This is a genomic window from Campylobacter sp. RM12651 (assembly GCF_022369475.1).
Taxonomy (GTDB): domain Bacteria; phylum Campylobacterota; class Campylobacteria; order Campylobacterales; family Campylobacteraceae; genus Campylobacter_E.
Genome location: NZ_CP059600.1, coordinates 1,999,401 through 2,017,523 on the forward strand (window position 1 = coordinate 1,999,401; position 18,123 = coordinate 2,017,523).

Below are 18,123 nucleotides of genomic sequence, written 5' to 3' on the forward strand. Positions count from 1 at the left end.
GTATGATTGTTTTTCTTACCAAATTGAAAAGAAAATTTTCAAAAGAAATTATAGAGAAAGAACCTAATGTGGTAGAAAATATTATTGAAGTTTTCGCAGATATTTGGAGTCTAACAGTAGTAATCGCAAGATGTAGCAACAATATAGTGCATGGTGAGTTTTTGAGTAGCTTTCCATTTGATAAATCTTTATCACCTAAGTTTATTCATTATATAATAAACTATACAAGAGATAGAAAGCTAAAAGAATTAAAAAATATATTACTTAGCTTAACTAAGAATACGCCTTTAGAAATTCTATATAGATCATTATATAAAACCTTTTTAAACTTGGAAAAACATAGTGAATCATATTTAACATATCCAAATCAAAATATAGATAAACAAGAGCTACAAAAAGCACTAAATAAAATTAAAAAAGATATTGATGATTTATCAGATCATATTCCATGCTCATATCACATAAAATTAGAATTTAACAAAAGGAGAAAACAATGTTGAATACATTTAAAACATTATTTACAGAAGTTTTGCCTTATGCATATCAAAGTAATGATTTTGCTTCAATTATATTTATATATTTAATACCTATTATGTATATGTTTTTGTTCTTCTATAAATGGTTTGTAATAGGTAGAACACTTAAAGAACAATGGGATGCTATGACAATATATACAAGCTTTATATTAATAATGACTCTCGGAGCGTATATAGCACAATACGCTGTAATTTTAGATTACAAAAATCTATACCCTGTAACTATTTTTATAGTGTTTTATGCAATTATATTTTTTACAGTATTAACATTATTTAATATATTAGGATTAATAATAATTAAATTGGAATTAAAAGAATTAATATGAAAATTATGCAAATAAAAAAAATCTTTGAGTATTTACCTATCATTATAATCGTATATTTAGTTTATATTTTTGCTAATGATTATATTAACAATAAATATGAAGATTATGTTTTTATAGATACCGATAACAATATAAAGATACATATAGTATCTAATCCTGTAATACAGATTCCAAAACATAATGAACTTTATAAAGAAAAAGAGCGTGGTCAAAAATTTTCATTGCAACACTTACTTAGAAGTGAGAAATTATATATTTGTGAATTTGGCTCTAATTCTAAATATAAAATAATAGATGATACTTATTGTATTAGAATGATTTTAAAGTATGGACAAACTAATTTTAAGAGTAAAATTTTAATTAATTTTATAAAAACTCAATATGAAGAAAAATTAAAGGAGTTATAATGCCAATATTTATTGCTATATCAGCTATGCTTTCAATTGTTGCGATTATATTGATAATTATTTTTATTTATGAATATTTTTTTGGGAGTTTTCCATTAATTAAAAAATATTATAAAATAAAATTTCATGAATTTTTATTACTTGATGAAGATGCTATTAAAGATTTAAGAGAAAGTGCTACAAGAAAATTATATAATGCAATAATCAATAGGAATAATAATGAATAAAATATATTTTAAATTTTTAAAATATATTAATTTAATTGATATTTTTGTTTTAATACTTTTGTTTCTAAGAAATTATTCTACAACTGATTATGAGGCAAAAATACATATAATTACTATTATTGTTTTTTTACTTGTTATAATTAATAATATTTATCATATTAAAAGAATAGGAATTAAGCGTAAAATTTTATTTATCTTATATACTGCTGGTATAAAATTATTTTCCTATCAATTAATTATAAGCCTTTTGCTAAGATTAGATGAAATTAAAGATTTTGAAAACATTATAATGTTTTTATTTTGGCTTTATTTAGGATATTTATTTTTAAATAGCTATGGATTTATACTAGAAGATAAAAAAGAAAATTAACAATATAATGCTTCCACCAACACACATTATCTTCTTTTTTATTTTTTTATGGTAGAATAAAATTAAACATAAAAAAAGGAATTTGTCTATGGAAGAATTGATATTTTTTGTAAAATTTTGTGAGTCAATCTTTGGTAACGATTATTCAACTCGCTTTGATGCATTAAACTATACATGTATTATTTTATTTATATTTTTCAGCATTTTTAGCAATACTAGATCTCTTTCTTTTATTGGGTCTGGTGGTTTATTGTTTTTAAATATATGTAATGCATTAACAGGGTATAGTTTGGCTCAAAATTCTGGTGCATACTTACTTGCATACTTTACAATCATGTTATCAGTTTATTTATTAGAAGAAAAATCAAATACTACAACAATTCATAGCTAAGTAGTTTTACTTAGCTATTTCAATATCGCTTCCTTTTGTTTTATTTAATACATTTTTTAATACATTATCCATAACATTTTTTGATATAGCATTTTCTTTTTTGATATTTTTATCAATACTAAAATCGCTAACATATTCAACTATTTTTAAAGCATCTTTTGTTGCTTGATATAATTCATTTGGATTATTGTTTATAATCTTTTTCCATGAATTAATATATGATAAATGTTCGCTAGGATCAAAATCAATATTTAATTTTTTACATAACATATAACTAGCAATTTCTGCTCTCAATTCTTCTCTTGCGTATTGCTCACTACCAAAACCACCTTCTAAATTTCTATTTAATCTATTTTTATGTCCTGTCCAATGACCTAATTCATGTAATGCTACACTATAATAACCCATTTCGTTTTTAAATTGCTGTTTTTCAGGTAATACTATTTTATCTAATGAAGGATTATAATATGCTCTATCGCCTAGTTTATGCTCAATAATAGCTCCTGAATTAGCCAATATTTTTTCTGCATTTTCAATTGATTTAAATTCAAAATTAGGATCTACTTTAAATTGTTTTCGTTCTGGCATATTTTCTATTTGCTCTGCATTAAATAAAGTATAATGCTTAACTATATATTTTTTATCATCATTTAAAGATATAAGTCCTTCTTCCATCTCTTTTTCTAAATCTGTTGTTTTAGGTTCAATAACACTAACAAACCTAATAGGAACGCCTTTCTCGCCTTTTTTAACAAAACCCACCTAGATCTTTTGCTTGTTTAAAGGTTAGCCATCTAGGATCTTTATATCCCTTTTCAGCAGTAATTATCTCTAATAACAAAGCATTACAACCGTTATATTCTTGTTCTGTAATAGCATTATGTGGATTATTTTTTAGACCTGTTGCTTTCCATGGCTGTATCCATGGTGCAGTGTTATTTTCTAATGATTTTATAAGTGTATTTGTAAAATCTTCAATATATTGATGATTTTTATCAGCACTAGAGTTATTGAATTTTATATCACTCATTAATATCACCAGCACTTTCCAAAAAGTCAATAATACCTAATTTTTTAGCTTCTTCTTCACTATAAATTGCAACCACTTCTCCATCTTCTAATAAATCTATTTCTTGATTAAAATCTTTATTTTGCATTAATTTCCCCTATCTTTTGTTTTATCATTATGTTTTTTTTCATTTGTTATTTTCATAAAATCAGTAAAATCAAAACCTTTAGACAATTCAATTTTAAACTGCTTAGATACTTGCTCCCAATCAAAAATTTCTATCTTTTTGCAGGTATTTTTAAGTTGTTCTGCAAGTGCTTTTGCTCCATTCTTCCCAGCATCATCATAGTCATAACAAATAGTTATATTAGTATCTTTAAAAAGATGAATATATTTATCTTCTACTAAACTTGTAGCAGAACCAAGAGTGATCGCTCTAAATCCATTTGCAATTGCATTTAAACAATCTTTTTCTCCTTCAACAACCAAAATAGCTTTATTTAAATTAGTTCTATATTCATTAAGATCGTTTAAATTAAAAGGGCAACGCTTTTTACCTTTTGAAAACATTACTTTTGGTAACTGTATTAATTCTTTATTACTACCCACGAATGGCTTAGGACTAGGATTATATTTCCATAAAGTCATAGCCTTATTATCAAGATCACGAATAGGCATTATTAACCTATCTGATTCTTTAGAATATCCTATCTGATATTTTTTAGCTAATTCAATTCTTTTGTGATTATCAATATTTGGCAATGTTTGTTTTAAAAGTTCGCTATAACGAGTAAAATTTTCTTTTCTTTGCAATTCGTAATTAGATATATAATCTTCACTTATAGATAGCGATGAATGCTCCTTGTTTTCTTTAAAACTAGGTTCGCTTAGTGCATATTGTTTATTATTTACACCCATAAATTCATTTACTTTATCAAAAGCTTCCTTTTTAGAATAATTATGAAATTCACACAATAAATCAACACAAGAACCATACCAACCACTACCGAAATCTTTAATTCTGCCATTAAGATTGATTGAAGCACTTGCAGTTTTTTCATCTCTTAATTTAAATCTAAAATATCTATCAACTTCATAACCTAATTGAGTAAGTATGTATGCAGTATCTTCTCTAGTATTCATTTTACCCCCTTTATTTAATAATTGCATTAGTATTTTTATATACTATTTTTTGTTTTTTTCGCAATTTATTTAAAACCTTTATATTGTAATTGTTATTTGAAATTCTACCATTATAACAATTTAGACCTTTGTAATTAAATCCCCATTTTTTAAAACATTTGGCTAGATATGCACTTGCATATCGCACATTAATTTCTGGATCATACAAATCATTTAATGTTAAACCTAATTTTTTTAAATTTTCTTCATGTATAGAATTAACTTGCATCAAACCTATATCGTAAGTGCCATTGTCGTTTGCTTTATTTATCGCACTTGGATTAAAATTACTTTCAGTTTTTGCTATTGCCCACAAAAGCTGCGATGGAATCTTATGTATTTTAGAGTATTTAACAAATAACGCATCATAGGCATTTTCATTTGCAAAACAAATAAAAGGCAATAGTAAAATAAAAATTAATTTATTTTTTATCATCTTTTTTGAGATCTTTATACTCAAATTTACCTATATCTGTTTCTAATATTAATTTTTTTATAGGATAACAACCTGAAACGAAGTAAAATTTTTCCCCTTCTTTCAATTTAATTTCAATTTTTTTTCTTTCTATTATTGATTTGGTATTTTTCACACCTTTGTCTGTAAATTCTGTTGAATAGCCATATTTAATCATTTCATTACCGTTTTCCGATACATCCCAAAAATTATGCATATTTATAGGGATCTCTAATCCACATTTTCCATCTTCAGCAACAATAGAAGTAATAGTAGTATCAGTTTTTGCTTGAAAAAATAAACAATGTTTTATATATTTACTAACATATTCATGTCCGAAATTTGGTTTATTAATATCTTCTCCACAAGAGATAAAAAGTGTCGCTGTAGCTAATGCTACTAAAATTTTATATTTTTTCATTAAATTCTCCTTAAATAATATTTAAATTAATTTTAATTTAAAATAACTTTATATAACTTGAAATGATTGTTTTAAAAAATATTTTAATTAAAGGTATATTTTAACACACCCAATCGCTTCACTAACTTCTTCATTTGCAAAACAAATAATAGAAATCAATAAAGAAAAAAAATATTTTCCACATCTAAAGTTCTTTATTTATATCTTTATTTTTACCAATATCAGTCATTTTTTCAATATTTTTAATAGGCAAACATAAATTACCGTTTTCGTTAAATAATATATTAGAACACACATCACTAACCCATTTTTTCAATGGCGTATTCAAATCTATTAATTTTTGCTTATCCACTTCTAAACATTTAATTAATTTATTTGTTGAATTATCGTAAAGTTTTAAGTTATCAATAAGTGGCAGTGATTTTATTAAATTTAATCTACTTTCTTTATATCTTTTAATAATAAGATTAGTTTCAATATTATGCCCACCACGATTAACCCTTGCTTCAACTCTTTGTATATTAAGATTAGAGTTATCAAGCCCAATATATATCATTTTGACATTAAAACCATTGTTTTTAGCCTGTTTTATTCTATTTAAAACACTTTTACCTGAAAGCGTAGTTTCCATAGAAAAAGAAATTTTATTTTTAATACACGCATTAAATGTATTTATAGCCAACTTAGAGCCTAATGCATTATTGCCATTATTATCTTTAATAAATTTATCTGGATCTATATTTATTAAATTTAAAAATTCAATTTTATTTGCAAACCTATAAGTAGATTTCCCACTTCCATTTGCACCTGCCAAAAATAAAGCTATAGGTTTATTCATCTAACAATACCTTCGGCTTTTAAATAAATATTCATATTTTCGGTCATCTTTTCACTTTTATAAACATCAGCTTCTTTAGTTTTTCCTAATTCAATCAAGTTTTCATATTCAATATGATCTCTTAATGATTTTTCAGTAATTATTCCTTCATCATCGCTATCGTATGATTTATGCAAACCCATCTGTATCTTTTGATAAATATTCTCACTCATAGTATCTTTTAAGCTTTCAAGGTATTTTAATGCTTGTTCTTTATTTTCTAAAATTACAAAATCTGACATCTTATCTCCTTTCAATTATTTTAATTTATTTTAACATAAAATAAATTAAAATAAATTAAAATAATTTTTCAAAAATATCTTAATTAAGGTATGCCTTAACATACTCAACCACTTCTTTACTTGCTTCTTCATTTGCAAATGTTTTTATTTGATTTATGTAATACTTATTTCTATATTTTATAATCTCTATTGTATAGTGCTTATACTTATAATCTAAAGTAAAAATTCCACATTTTTCACTATTGATTTTATCTATATAAGAAGCAACGCAGTTTTTATTTCTTCTACCTTCTTGGATTAAATCAAAATTAGTTTTAATCATTTTAAAATTATCAGGTAATTTTAACTTTAAGAATGGATTATCTTTTTTAATAACCATTTTGTTCTTTTTAGCTATTTTATAGTCATATTCAACCACTAAATCATCGTGTAGCGATTTAAGTCTTTTTACTGAAGTTATATCTAAATTAATAGGTCTTTTAAGCGATATTGATAGTTTTATATAATCTGATAATAGTATTCTAAAATCATCAAGACTATAATTTAAATCTATTTTAAAATCATTAAACTTAAACATATAATTAGATAATATTCGTTCTTTTGAATAATTTCCATAATCATCATAATTTAGTTTTAAAACATTATGCCATACTCTTTTATAGTGTGTGGCACTTAAATATTTTTCTAAATTAAATAATGCTTTTGATTTTGCTAAATCAATTTTATTTACTACTTTAGGTATATTTTTATTCGGATATTTTAATTTTAATAATTCTTGTTTGTTTGGTGTGTTTTCTAATAGTTTTATTTCTATTTTCATATAATAGCTTATAAAATCTTCTTCATTAGCATTTTTTAAATCATATAAAATATCTTTAGCTACATTTGAGTTTAAAAATGATAAATATGTATATGCAAAATGCTTATTTAAACTACATAAATGCTTTAAGGTTGCTGGATACTTATTTTTATTATTCATAAAACCATATATATCATATAGGCTATTTTCTAAAATAAATGTTCTTATTGTTGTATTTCTTCCATAAGTATTAATAATATCATCACGAAAACTACAATATAAGTAATTATTTATATCAAACTTTATAGTATTGTAATATAATGAAACGCTTATTGTAAGTAAATATATTTTTTTATCATTTAATGAAAAATAATCGCACACATTAGTTTCTTTAATAATATTCAGCATATTAAATAGCTTATAAGTATCATCAGTTACTAATATAGCAATTTTATCAATTTGATAGCATACTAAATAATTACTCTCGTAATATTCTATAAAAGGGATAAGATAAGAAAAATCACTCCTTATCTTATCTTTAAATTGCTTTCTATCATCTAAACAAGAACAGTTAAAAAATTGCATTATTTTTTAGGTTTTCCATTATCATCATAAAACATTGCTTTGCAACCATTACGCCAATTAGAACAACCCCAAAAGTAATTACCTTTTTGTGATTTTTTACGCTCTAATACTCCAGCACCACATTGTTTGCAAGGATAAATATTTGCATTATAACCATCAGGTTTTCCAGCTTTATCATTATATGTTTTGGAGCAACCACCCTTATAATTAGAACAACCCCAAAAATATTTATCATCTTTTGTTTTTCTTCTTTGCATATAACCATTATTGCAAACTTTACATGGATATGTTTTATCTATTGCATTATCACTTGCAAATGTTTTTAAATCATCATTGTTTTTCAAACTCTCTATATCGTTTTTTACATCATTAAATACTGCTCTTAAAAAATCATTTCTGCTTAATTTAAAAGCTTCTATATCTTTTTGATTTTCAAACCACAACGCAGTCATATCAGGACTTGTCAGAAGCTTAGGTGATAGCTTTATTAAATTTCTTCCTAAATCAGTAGATTTAATCTTTTTCTTAACTTCAACAATATATCCACGCTCAAATAACTTTTTAATATGCTCACTTCTTGTTGCTGGTGTGCCTATGCCACCACTTTCACCCTTTTTATCCTTATCCTTTTCTTTTAGAAGTGCTTTTATTTTTTCATCTTTTACATATTTACTTACACTTGTTAAATCTTTTAATAAAGTTGCCATAGTATATAATGGTCTAGGTTTAGTTTGTTTTTTATTTATATTTATATTACTTGAATAAGATTTGCAGTTTTCAAGTGTGCTTAGATCTTGTGAATACTCTTCGTTTTCTTGCTCTTCATCGGTATTAATTTCGCTATCATTAGTATCAATAAATTCGCTAAAACCTGCAAATGTAGTTTTATTTGAGCTTGTGCTAAATTCATATTCATCATACTTAAAAACTACACTAGTATGCAAATATTCTTTAGGTTTAAAAAATTGTAATGCAAATCTTTTTGCTATCATTTCATAAACATTTAATTCATCTTTACTTAAAGCTTTTATATCAACTTTTTGTTCCGTTGGAATAATACCATAATGAGCCGTTATATTGTTATCATTAAATGCACTACTTTTAATACTAGTATCAGAATTATTTATAATATTTGTAAAACCTGTTAGATTATTTTTTATAGCTGATAAAATTTCTGGGCTTTCTTTATGCAAATTCTCTGGTAAATATTGACAATCTGATCTATTGTAAGATATTAGCTTGTGTTTTTCCCTTAAACTTTGTGTAATTTCTAATGTTTTATCAGGCTTATAGTTAAATATTTTAGAGCATTCAGCTTGAAGCAAAAGCAAATTATATGGTAGTGGTGGATTTTCTATTTTGTTTTCATGATTAACTATGCAATCAAATTCTTTATTTTCACATTTTGATTTTATATCATTTGCAACCACTTCATCAACAATTTTTTCGCTTGTTTTTAAATTAGCTTTTAATTTTAAATTTTCTGTTTCAAATTCTCCTGTTAAAGTATAATAGTAACTTGATTTATGATTTTCGTTTTCCAAATCTCTAGCAACTATCATAGCTAAAATAGGAGTTTGAACACGACCAACACTTAAAACACCTTTATATCCACTACTTTGAGCTATAGTAGTATATGCACGAGTTAGATTGATTCCAACAATCCAGTCAGCTTGGCTTCTAGCAAATCCACATTCGCTAATACCTTTAAAATCGCTATTATTTTTAATTTCACTTAAAGCTTTTTTAACACCTTTATCAGTTAAATCATGTAATAATAATCTCTTTACGCTTCCTTTATAGTTTGCATAATTTATTATTTCATCTACTAAAATTTGACCTTCTTCATCTGCATCACCACAATTTATAACTTCAGTAGCTTTTTTTAACAAATCACAAATTATTTTAAGCTGCTTTTTAGAGCTGTCTTTAGGCTTGTATCTAAACTCATCAATTTGTAGTGGCAAATCATTTATATTCCACTTGCCCCAATCTTGCTTATAGTCTTCAGGCATAAAAAGTTCTAAAATATGTCCAAAAGCCCAAGTAACAATATCATTACCTTTTTGAATATATCCATCATTTTTAACAGTATTTTCATTTAAATTATTTGCAATCACTCTTGCTAATTCAGGTTTTTCAGCTATGAATACTCTCATCATTTCTCCCATTCTTTCTTGTTATTTTCGCTACTGGTTTTTACCACACCTTTTTCTATTGCTTTATTTAAGCTTTCACTAAAGAACTTTTTATTATTTTCTTGTATAATGTCTTTATTATCCGTAGAAAGTGCGTTTGCACCAGATGAATTTTTATTCATCAGCTCCAAGTCGTGAGGTTTTTCCAACATAGTCGTATGCAGGGTGTTGGGGTCTGCATCTACGGATTGCTCTAAATTAATATTTTTTTGTATTCTTTTTAATTCACTAACTCTCATTTTATTAGCATGATAAATTTTTAAGTTATTTTTACCTATAACTACATCACCTATTTTTTCTTTACTTTCATATAATTTATCAAGTTTTTTCATTGCATAAACATCTATATTGTTTTTTGCTTCTTTAACAACTTCAGGATTGCTTACTACTTCTTGTATTACTTCTTTTACTTCAATTAGATTTTTAAACATTTCAGGGTGTTTATCGTATAAAGCTTTTAAATCTGCTTTTGCTTCATTGCTTGATAAAATATTTGCTAAATCCTTACCAAGCTTAAAAATCTCCAATTCTTTCTCACTCATATCAGTCCTTTAGTGGGCTAAATAGCCCACATATTATTTATCTATCCATACTTTTATCTTTAGCATAATTCATAATTTGCTCTGTTCCACTTTCTAGTTTATTACCTGCTGGACTTTGAATAGATTTAATTACTGCACCTTGCGATTGAACAAAATCAATCTCTATATTTGCTGATTTATCAATTTTATTTACAACTTGCATTAAATTTGGATATTTTTCAAGAGTTGTGTTTTTTGTAGCACTTAATGTAAAATCAACACCATCTTTAATTAGTGAATTAAATTTGTCAATTATTGCATCATCATTTGTCTTATCAAATGCATATCCTTCTTTAGTTTTAGTTGCGTATAATTTTTCAGCATTTTGCATTAATTCTCCTGCTTCATTGCGTTTTTCAGGTTGAATTTCTATTGCTATTTTATTAAACGCATATGCTTTACCATCTTTACTAATACCTTTTTGATAATATGCATCAGCTTTCATATAGGTTTCGCCAGTTTCTTTATTTCCTACTTTTAAATTCAATGGAATTTTATCAGCATCAACTGACTTTAAAAAAGCATCAATAGAATTAATCTTATTAAAAACATCTCTTGCATTAGGCTTTTGCCCTTCATATTCTTGCAATGAACCAAAACCGATGATGGTTTTATCATCTCCTACTTTACCACTTGTTACAAAAACATTCATATTTTCTCCTTTGTAAAATAATAAATAAAATTATATATACATATAATTTTATGTATAATTTTGCGTATTTTTAAGCAAGCAATTTAAAAATTACTCCACCTAAAATAAAAGCTAAAATAAAATTTAAACCAAGCAAAATATTAAAAGTCATTTTTGCTTTCTTCATCATTGAATTTATGCTTTTGGCATAATTTTGATTTAATTCTTTAACTTGATTTTCAAATTTGTTTAAATAGTTTTCTTGTCTTGTTATAAAATTCTTTAAAAACTCATCAAATTCTTGTGCCGTTGTTTCTAGTTTAGCTTCTTGATTATTTATAAAATTAGAAAAATTGGTATTAAATATTTTAGATTTTTCTTCTATTTGCAAATCTTTAAAATGAGAATGAATTTGATTAAAATCATTTATTATTTTTTTGGTTGTTAAAATATTATTTTGAGCTATCAACTCATCTTGCGTAGGTGCTTTTTTAAATAAAATACAAAAATTTACCCAAGTATTAAAAAAAGTATTAAAATTACTTTCTAGTTCATAAAACAAACTCTTTTCAACTTCACTTAAATTATTGTAACTTCTAGCTGTATCTATTAAGCTTAAAATTTTACTCTTAAGCTTATTTTGACTATCTATGAGTTTTGAATAATTTAATATATCTTTTTCATCACCATCATGATATTCTATTAGACCTTCTGCAACTAAATCAATTATATTATCTTGATTGCTCATTTTAATACACCCAACATTCTTTATTGATTTTATGCTTTTGCGTATATACATCGTAGTAATATGTTTTATCAAAATTTTCAACACTTTCTACTATATAACTACAACGATATTTGCTAACTTGATATTGGTCTTGTCTGTATAAATTTAACCATAAATTAGAAGGTTGTGAAAATTTATTTAACTTATAAATATTCTGAAAATCATCACTCCTATTAATAATGGTTTCATAGTGTCCACGATTAAAATCATTAATAGTATAATATTTGCCATCACATATATTTTTAGGCATTTTTAAATCTGTATATGCATTGTTAATTAGCTTTATACATTGTGGTGGTAGCTTATGTGTAATTCTAATTAATTTATCTTTATTACTAACTTTGCAATTTTTTTCTGGATAATACCCTTGTCCTATAGTATATTCATATTGCTTATTTAATATTTCTGCTGTGCATTCATGTGGAACATTCAAAATTGATTCTTTTAAATCAGCCATAATTAAATCATCATCAACTTCATTCCCATTGCTCGTTGGACATAGTTTTAAAAAATCTCTTCTTAATTCAAAAGTCTTCCAAGGCTTCTTAGCTCTAATTGAAAAAAATTTTCTTATAGGTGCATTGCATTCTGAAGGTTTTTTACCACTTGACATACATAATATAACTTCACAAGCAGTTCTTTTATCGCCAGTAAATTGATCGGCATATAGGCTACTAATACTAAAAAACAATATAACTATAAATTTAATAGAACTTTGCATATCAATCTCCTTATTTATGTTCAAAAATAATATTTACCAAATTAGGTTCATTTGCTATAAAGTCATATATAACTATATTTGCTGTTATTCCATTATGTTTTAAATAAAAAGCATATTTTTCAGCAAGTTCTTTTCTTGCAAATATATATATTTGATCACTATTATGTGCATAGTAAAAAAAGCTTACCTTCTTATTATTTTCAACTAAAATATTTTCTTTAAAATAAAATAAGTAATTAGTAACCCACGAGTAGTTTAGACTAGGATCTTTGATAACATTAAAAGTCGTATTTTCTACTACTTGTTGTTTTACAAGATCATATTTTGGACTATCAATTTTTACTGAACTTTTTGCACAGTTTGTAATAAATAATCCTACTAAAATAAATAAAAATAATTTTAATTTCATGCTGCTTCCTTTGTTAGTTTTAATAAATTTTCTTCTAAAAGTTTTTCATTTTCTTGTTTCATAATTTCAAAATTTTGATAAGGTATATTTATTCTTGTTTCTCCATTTTGGATTACAGTTTCCAACTCTTTTTTAGTTGGCAAATCTTTTATTTTTGCTAGAGATTTTGAAATAGATTTAAATTTGTCCATAAAATAATTATCACTATAATAAAATGCCTTATCACATAAAATAGGTTTTCCTGCATCTATTGTTACAAGTTCTTTTTCAAATGGCATTTCACGAAGTTCTTGTGGAAGCATTAGTGCCCTTACTGTTTTGCTTTCACTACCACCTACATTTAAACTTAATGCGTTTTGATAATTTGTTGATTTGTTGATTACTGTCATATTTCCTAAAATTTTTGAAATTCTTTCAGCATCTTCTTGCTCTCTAGGTGCATAATATATTTGACATGCATGATTTGTTAATAAAGTTTTTGCACCTTCTTTGCCATACCCATTAGGAATTGGCATTTCAAGTTGTGAATCTGACTGGTATATCATTAAACTTCTAAATCCAAAACCTGCCATAAATGCAACTCCTGTTAAGTATTTTGATAAATAACCACTTGAAGTAAATTCATCCATCAAACACAATACTGTATGTTGTAGCTCTGGATTTTGTTGTGGTAACTCTTTTGTATTTAATAGTATTAACTGTTGCCAAAATATATTTAAAATGAGTTTTGCATTATCTAATTGATCAGGAGTAATGCCAACATATATTGTCATTTTTTTCTTTCTTAAATCTCTAAAATCAAAATCGTTAGCACTAGTTGCAAGTCGCATATTATCTGCTCTAAAGATCATTAATGGAGCATTAAAAGAACTCATCACTCCACTTCTAGTATTATCAGAAGCTATTGCCAAATAAGATTTTATACGCTCTTGTGCTTTAGGGCTTGCAATTCCTAGCTCACACAACCAATTATAAGTATTTTCAAAACCTTTAATTTCTTGTTTTATACTTTCTTCTTCATCTTCACTACTTTCAACAGTAAAATTAAAACCTTCGCTGATAGATAATATCCCATAAAGCGTAAAAGAAACATCTAGTTTATAATTTCTAATAAATGCTAGTCCCATTTCAGAACTTAATAAGTCGTGAGTTAAATAACACAGTCCTATAAATAAATTTTGTGCTAATTGATTAAAAAATTGTGTTGTTGGATCTCCTACTACTGGATATAAAATATTTGCAAAATCAGTTAATTCTGCATCAACATTTGTGCCATTCATATTTATGTATGCTAGTGGGTTATATCTATGTGTTCTTCTATCAAATGGATTAAATAAATATACTTCATTGCCCAATTTTTCTTTTCTATATTTTGAAGTATAATCAAAGCATTCTTGTTTAATGTCTTGAACTACTGCACTTTCTTTCCATTCAAGTAAATTAGGAATAACAATACCAACACCTTTACCACTACGAGTTGGAGCACCAAGGGCAACAAATTGCTGACCACCAAATTTTAACAATTTGCCTTGATATTTACCAACGATAATACCTTTTTTGCCAAATAACCCCATTTTTTTAATTTCTCTTTTAGTGGCAAATCTTGCATCACCATGTAAAGATTGCTGTCGTGGTATTAAAGGAATAATTAAACATATCAAAGAACTTATCAAAGTTGCAAAACCTAAAGATTTGTAAATATAAGGATAGTTATTAATAATAGCACTAAATACAAATCCAATTTTAATCAAATATATTTTTTTTAAAAGCCCATTAAAATACAAACAAAAAATTATAGTTAGTGCATAATCAATCAAAATAAATAAAAATACTAAAGCTATAATTTGTGATTTAGTTAGCTTTTTCATTATAAACCTTATGTATTTTACCATCATACAAATACTCAAGTATTTGTCTTTTACCATTTATATTTTTAAAAACTATGATTATATCTATGGCTTTTTTTACAACATCTATTAACATATCTTTTCCTAATGCCCTTGCCATATCATTTTGCATAGACATCATTACAAGCCTGTCAATACAACCACCAACACTTCCAGCGTGGCAACTTGTCATAGAGCCGTTATGCCCACTTGAGATTACATTTAAAAAATCATAAGTTTCCCCACCCCTAACTTCAGCTAACAAAATTCTATCAGGCTTCATTCTTAAACAACTTTTTAATAAAGTAGCAGAATTTACTGCATCGGTTATTTTTGCTTCACTAGGATAAAATAGTTGCACATAATTTTTATGGTCATAAAATTTAATTTCTTCTACATCTTCAATAGTAATAATACGATCATCTAATGGGATAAAATCAATTAAGGTTTTCATGAAGGTAGTTTTTCCACTACCTGTTTCACCACAAATAACGACATTTTTACCATTTTTGATAGCTTCACCTAAATTATTTGCAAATTCTTTAGTTATTGCACCCCTTTCTATGTAATCATTGATTGTATATCTAACTTTACTAGGCTTTCTAATAGTAATTGATACAATTTTATCTTTTGTAGCAGGTGAAATTACTATCTGAATACGCTCACCAGTAGGTAAAATGCAAGATAATATAGGTTTATTTTTATCTATTTCATCTTTTTTAAAACTAGCACTAGCTTTAGCAAAAGATAAGGCTTTTTGTTCATTAATATCGTTTTCATAAGCAGTCCATTTTCCTTGAATATCTTCACACCAAATTAAATTGCCACCTTGATAGCAAACTTCATTTATTGAATCATCTTTCAAAAATTTACCAAAAAGCATTTCCGCATATTTATTTAAAGAAGTATTATCGCTCATAGCCTTGCCCTATTTTAGTCTTCATTTTTAGCTTATAAACTTTAGAAAAATCAACATCTTTATTTACATATACGCTTACTATTTCGCCTTGATTTTTATATAAAACAGGCTTTATTTTTATAAATTCTTGCAGTGCAGTATTTGCTAATTCTCGTGCATTTTCTCTTGTATTTTCAGTATAATCAACATTATCTTTACCCCTTTTACCATTAATAGCTACATTAACTGCATCATCAATTATGCTTAAAAATATAGCAGAGCCAAATCGTTTTAAATATTGATGATCTACATAGCCACTCATACCACTTGCACCAAGTCCATCTGTTGCAGGTGAGTTTATAGGAATAATTAAATTATTAGGAGTTCTTATTTCTTCCCAAACAACAAACAATCTATTTACACCATCACTAATTTCACCACTTTTAAAAGAACCAAACATGGTTGAACCACGATCAATCAACAAAACAGTGCCATCTGCACTATATACATCATTACTAATAGTGCAACTAACATTACCTGCTAACATAGAAACAATTCTTGTGTTTAAAGAACAATGAATAAAACTACCTTTTGATAATAAAAAATGTGGATTAATATTATTTATTCTCGCCATATTTATTTGATACGAGCTATTATTTGAATAGTTTTGTGATGAGTTATTAAAATCTAAATTATTAGAATTATTGTTAAAAGATTCTGGGTTACTCATTAATAAGTTAAGCCTGTTTGTTTCTTCTGCTATTTTATCATTGTAATAATTATTTAAATTTTGTGCTTGTGCTATATTTTCATCAAGTAATTCTAATTGACTTTTATTTGTGTTTTGAGATGAGTTATTAACACTAAAATTTGCACTAGATTTTAAAACCCTAGGTTTATTAACTAGCTTATTGTTTTCATTTGTATTCAGTATAATAGCTGGTTCTAAAGTAGTATTTTGTTCTTTTAATCCAAATAAAGCTTCTAAATCTTTTTTTACTTCCAACTCATCTTGAATTTGTGTATTATTCTTTATTTCAAAACTACGATTTTTTGCACTTATAATAGTTTCTGTATTTTGCTTAATTGGTTCTTCTTTTGTCTTGTCTGTTTTTACAAATTGATAAAAAACCAATATAGCAATTACAACGCATAAACAAATAACTGCAGTAGCTTGTAGTTTTATTTTAGAATTAGTATCTACATCTAATTCTAAATTATTATTTATTTTTTCTTGTTCTTGATTTATTTCATTAATTTTACTTCTATTTTGTTCGTTATTGCTCATTTATTACCCTTTCAACTTTATCAGATTTAGTATTTTTTAATGGATATAAATTTTTACCAGCACCTAAATTTTTAATACCAACTAATTTATCACCTGAACGAAGCAAAATTTGTTTTGGAATTTTATGAATCACTAAAACTGTATAATCATTATCTTTAGTAATATGAGTATTTAATATGCTCTCTTTATTTTGTTTATCATATTCAAATACAGATGGTATTGTTTTATTTGTATTAAAAGCTAAATATGTAAAAACACCATCATCATACGCATAATCAACGCTTATATCTTCGCTATTTTTATTAACATGTTGAACAAAATGATAATTTTTAGGAACATTGATATTGTTTAATTCTTGCTCAATTTCTTTTTCTTCGTTTTCAAGTTTAGTTTTATTAGCAATTAATTGATTTACTTTTGCAATATCATCAGTGTATTTAAAATCAACTCTATAAGAAGAATCTAATTTTGCAGTTAGAAGTAAATCAAATGTATAAATTCTTTTATTTGTAGTAATTATTAGATTTGTTTTCCAATCTTTTGCGTTTGGTTGAATTACTACATCTTGATTGTCAGAAAACGATACTAAATTACCATTGCTATCTACCATAGTTTGCTCTTGTGCTTTTGCAATATATGCTTGTGGTTTTATAAATATAAAATTAGTATCTGATTTAATAGACCAGCCTTCCAAAAAACCGCAAACTATATTTATAATTCTTTCATCATGAGCAAATTTAAGCATTGAAATATAGCCATTTTTAGCTTTTATTTCATATACTTCATTAGCATTAAACTCTGCAACTTGAATTCTTTTATCTTCTTTTGTAGGTTTAGGAATATTTACACAAAAACCATAAATCGTAAAAACTGTAATTAATAATATAACTTTTTTCAT

25 protein-coding genes are annotated in these 18,123 nt (G+C 25.6%); 6 read left to right on the forward strand and 19 right to left on the reverse strand.

Annotated features, from left to right (window positions below; translation table 11 throughout):
- Nucleotides 1-2 precede the first annotated feature (2 nt).
- From AVBRAN_RS10025 to AVBRAN_RS10050, 6 genes are all read left to right on the forward strand, one after another.
- The gene (locus AVBRAN_RS10025) at nucleotides 3-500 is read left to right on the forward strand and encodes a hypothetical protein (RefSeq protein WP_239803182.1); all 498 of its coding nucleotides are present in this window, start codon (nucleotides 3-5) and stop codon (nucleotides 498-500) included.
- Nucleotides 494-862: a hypothetical protein gene (locus tag AVBRAN_RS10030; RefSeq protein WP_239803183.1), complete on the forward strand. Its 369-nt coding sequence runs from the start codon at nucleotides 494-496 to the stop codon at nucleotides 860-862. Before AVBRAN_RS10025 ends, AVBRAN_RS10030 begins: the two co-directional genes overlap by 7 nt.
- On the forward strand, nucleotides 859-1,269 hold the full coding sequence (locus AVBRAN_RS10035) for a hypothetical protein (protein WP_239803184.1): 411 nt from the start codon (nucleotides 859-861) through the stop codon (nucleotides 1,267-1,269). The genes AVBRAN_RS10030 and AVBRAN_RS10035 overlap by 4 nt, the downstream gene beginning before the upstream one ends.
- On the forward strand, nucleotides 1,269-1,496 hold the full coding sequence (locus AVBRAN_RS10040) for a hypothetical protein (protein WP_239803185.1): 228 nt from the start codon (nucleotides 1,269-1,271) through the stop codon (nucleotides 1,494-1,496). Before AVBRAN_RS10035 ends, AVBRAN_RS10040 begins: the two co-directional genes overlap by 1 nt.
- Nucleotides 1,489-1,866 (forward strand): hypothetical protein, encoded by a 378-nt coding sequence (locus AVBRAN_RS10045; RefSeq protein WP_239803186.1) that lies wholly within the window; start codon nucleotides 1,489-1,491, stop codon nucleotides 1,864-1,866. Before AVBRAN_RS10040 ends, AVBRAN_RS10045 begins: the two co-directional genes overlap by 8 nt.
- Before the next feature lie 88 nt (nucleotides 1,867-1,954).
- Nucleotides 1,955-2,257, forward strand: coding sequence for a hypothetical protein (locus AVBRAN_RS10050; protein ID WP_239803187.1), 303 nt, complete (start codon nucleotides 1,955-1,957; stop codon nucleotides 2,255-2,257).
- Between the two features lie 6 nt (nucleotides 2,258-2,263).
- Here the strand turns inward: AVBRAN_RS10050 and AVBRAN_RS10055 are convergent, their stop codons facing one another.
- The 19 genes from AVBRAN_RS10055 to AVBRAN_RS10140 all read right to left on the reverse strand — a co-directional run bounded on the left by AVBRAN_RS10055 (nucleotide 2,264) and on the right by AVBRAN_RS10140 (nucleotide 18,123).
- On the reverse strand, nucleotides 2,264-3,019 hold the full coding sequence (locus AVBRAN_RS10055) for a zincin-like metallopeptidase domain-containing protein (RefSeq protein WP_239803188.1): 756 nt from the start codon (nucleotides 3,017-3,019) through the stop codon (nucleotides 2,264-2,266).
- On the reverse strand, nucleotides 3,006-3,302 hold the full coding sequence (locus AVBRAN_RS10060; RefSeq protein ID WP_239803189.1) for an ArdC family protein: 297 nt from the start codon (nucleotides 3,300-3,302) through the stop codon (nucleotides 3,006-3,008). The genes AVBRAN_RS10055 and AVBRAN_RS10060 overlap by 14 nt, the downstream gene beginning before the upstream one ends.
- Nucleotides 3,280-3,414, reverse strand: a complete 135-nt coding sequence (locus AVBRAN_RS11075) for a hypothetical protein (protein WP_275591983.1) — start codon at nucleotides 3,412-3,414, stop codon at nucleotides 3,280-3,282. Before AVBRAN_RS11075 ends, AVBRAN_RS10060 begins: the two co-directional genes overlap by 23 nt.
- Nucleotides 3,414-4,409 (reverse strand): toprim domain-containing protein, encoded by a 996-nt coding sequence (locus AVBRAN_RS10065; protein ID WP_239803190.1) that lies wholly within the window; start codon nucleotides 4,407-4,409, stop codon nucleotides 3,414-3,416. The genes AVBRAN_RS11075 and AVBRAN_RS10065 overlap by 1 nt, the downstream gene beginning before the upstream one ends.
- A gap of 10 nt (nucleotides 4,410-4,419) precedes the next feature.
- Entirely contained in the window at nucleotides 4,420-4,884 is a 465-nt protein-coding gene (locus tag AVBRAN_RS10070) for a lytic transglycosylase domain-containing protein (RefSeq protein WP_239803191.1), read from the reverse strand.
- Nucleotides 4,871-5,323, reverse strand: coding sequence for a hypothetical protein (locus AVBRAN_RS10075; protein ID WP_239803192.1), 453 nt, complete (start codon nucleotides 5,321-5,323; stop codon nucleotides 4,871-4,873). The genes AVBRAN_RS10070 and AVBRAN_RS10075 overlap by 14 nt, the downstream gene beginning before the upstream one ends.
- A 184-nt stretch (nucleotides 5,324-5,507) precedes the next feature.
- Nucleotides 5,508-6,161 carry a zeta toxin family protein gene (locus AVBRAN_RS10080; RefSeq protein WP_239803193.1) on the reverse strand — a complete coding sequence of 218 codons (654 nt, stop codon included), beginning with the start codon at nucleotides 6,159-6,161 and terminating at the stop codon, nucleotides 5,508-5,510.
- Complete coding sequence (locus tag AVBRAN_RS10085) at nucleotides 6,158-6,442, reverse strand: hypothetical protein (protein WP_239803194.1); 285 nt, start codon at nucleotides 6,440-6,442, stop codon at nucleotides 6,158-6,160. Before AVBRAN_RS10085 ends, AVBRAN_RS10080 begins: the two co-directional genes overlap by 4 nt.
- A 79-nt stretch (nucleotides 6,443-6,521) precedes the next feature.
- Entirely contained in the window at nucleotides 6,522-7,826 is a 1,305-nt protein-coding gene (locus AVBRAN_RS10090) for a PcfJ domain-containing protein (RefSeq protein WP_239803195.1), read from the reverse strand.
- Entirely contained in the window at nucleotides 7,826-9,985 is a 2,160-nt protein-coding gene (locus AVBRAN_RS10095) for a DNA topoisomerase 3 (protein WP_239803196.1), read from the reverse strand. The genes AVBRAN_RS10090 and AVBRAN_RS10095 overlap by 1 nt, the downstream gene beginning before the upstream one ends.
- Nucleotides 9,985-10,566, reverse strand: a complete 582-nt coding sequence (locus tag AVBRAN_RS10100) for a hypothetical protein (RefSeq protein WP_239803197.1) — start codon at nucleotides 10,564-10,566, stop codon at nucleotides 9,985-9,987. Before AVBRAN_RS10100 ends, AVBRAN_RS10095 begins: the two co-directional genes overlap by 1 nt.
- Nucleotides 10,567-10,603: 37 nt before the next feature.
- Nucleotides 10,604-11,257 carry a hypothetical protein gene (locus tag AVBRAN_RS10105; RefSeq protein WP_239803198.1) on the reverse strand — a complete coding sequence of 218 codons (654 nt, stop codon included), beginning with the start codon at nucleotides 11,255-11,257 and terminating at the stop codon, nucleotides 10,604-10,606.
- Nucleotides 11,258-11,327: 70 nt separating this feature from the next.
- Entirely contained in the window at nucleotides 11,328-11,984 is a 657-nt protein-coding gene (locus tag AVBRAN_RS10110) for a hypothetical protein (protein WP_239803199.1), read from the reverse strand.
- 1 nt (nucleotide 11,985) lies between these two features.
- Nucleotides 11,986-12,744: a TrbM/KikA/MpfK family conjugal transfer protein gene (locus AVBRAN_RS10115; RefSeq protein ID WP_239803200.1), complete on the reverse strand. Its 759-nt coding sequence runs from the start codon at nucleotides 12,742-12,744 to the stop codon at nucleotides 11,986-11,988.
- 10 nt (nucleotides 12,745-12,754) lie between these two features.
- Nucleotides 12,755-13,153 (reverse strand): cag pathogenicity island Cag12 family protein, encoded by a 399-nt coding sequence (locus AVBRAN_RS10120; RefSeq protein ID WP_239803201.1) that lies wholly within the window; start codon nucleotides 13,151-13,153, stop codon nucleotides 12,755-12,757.
- Entirely contained in the window at nucleotides 13,150-15,021 is a 1,872-nt protein-coding gene (locus AVBRAN_RS10125; RefSeq protein ID WP_239803202.1) for a type IV secretory system conjugative DNA transfer family protein, read from the reverse strand. The genes AVBRAN_RS10120 and AVBRAN_RS10125 overlap by 4 nt, the downstream gene beginning before the upstream one ends.
- Nucleotides 15,005-15,958, reverse strand: a complete 954-nt coding sequence (locus AVBRAN_RS10130) for an ATPase, T2SS/T4P/T4SS family (RefSeq protein WP_239803203.1) — start codon at nucleotides 15,956-15,958, stop codon at nucleotides 15,005-15,007. The genes AVBRAN_RS10125 and AVBRAN_RS10130 overlap by 17 nt, the downstream gene beginning before the upstream one ends.
- Nucleotides 15,948-17,225: a type IV secretion system protein VirB10 gene (virB10, locus tag AVBRAN_RS10135; protein ID WP_239803204.1), complete on the reverse strand. Its 1,278-nt coding sequence runs from the start codon at nucleotides 17,223-17,225 to the stop codon at nucleotides 15,948-15,950. The genes AVBRAN_RS10130 and virB10 overlap by 11 nt, the downstream gene beginning before the upstream one ends.
- The gene (locus AVBRAN_RS10140) at nucleotides 17,215-18,123 is read right to left on the reverse strand and encodes a TrbG/VirB9 family P-type conjugative transfer protein (RefSeq protein WP_239803205.1); all 909 of its coding nucleotides are present in this window, start codon (nucleotides 18,121-18,123) and stop codon (nucleotides 17,215-17,217) included. Before AVBRAN_RS10140 ends, virB10 begins: the two co-directional genes overlap by 11 nt.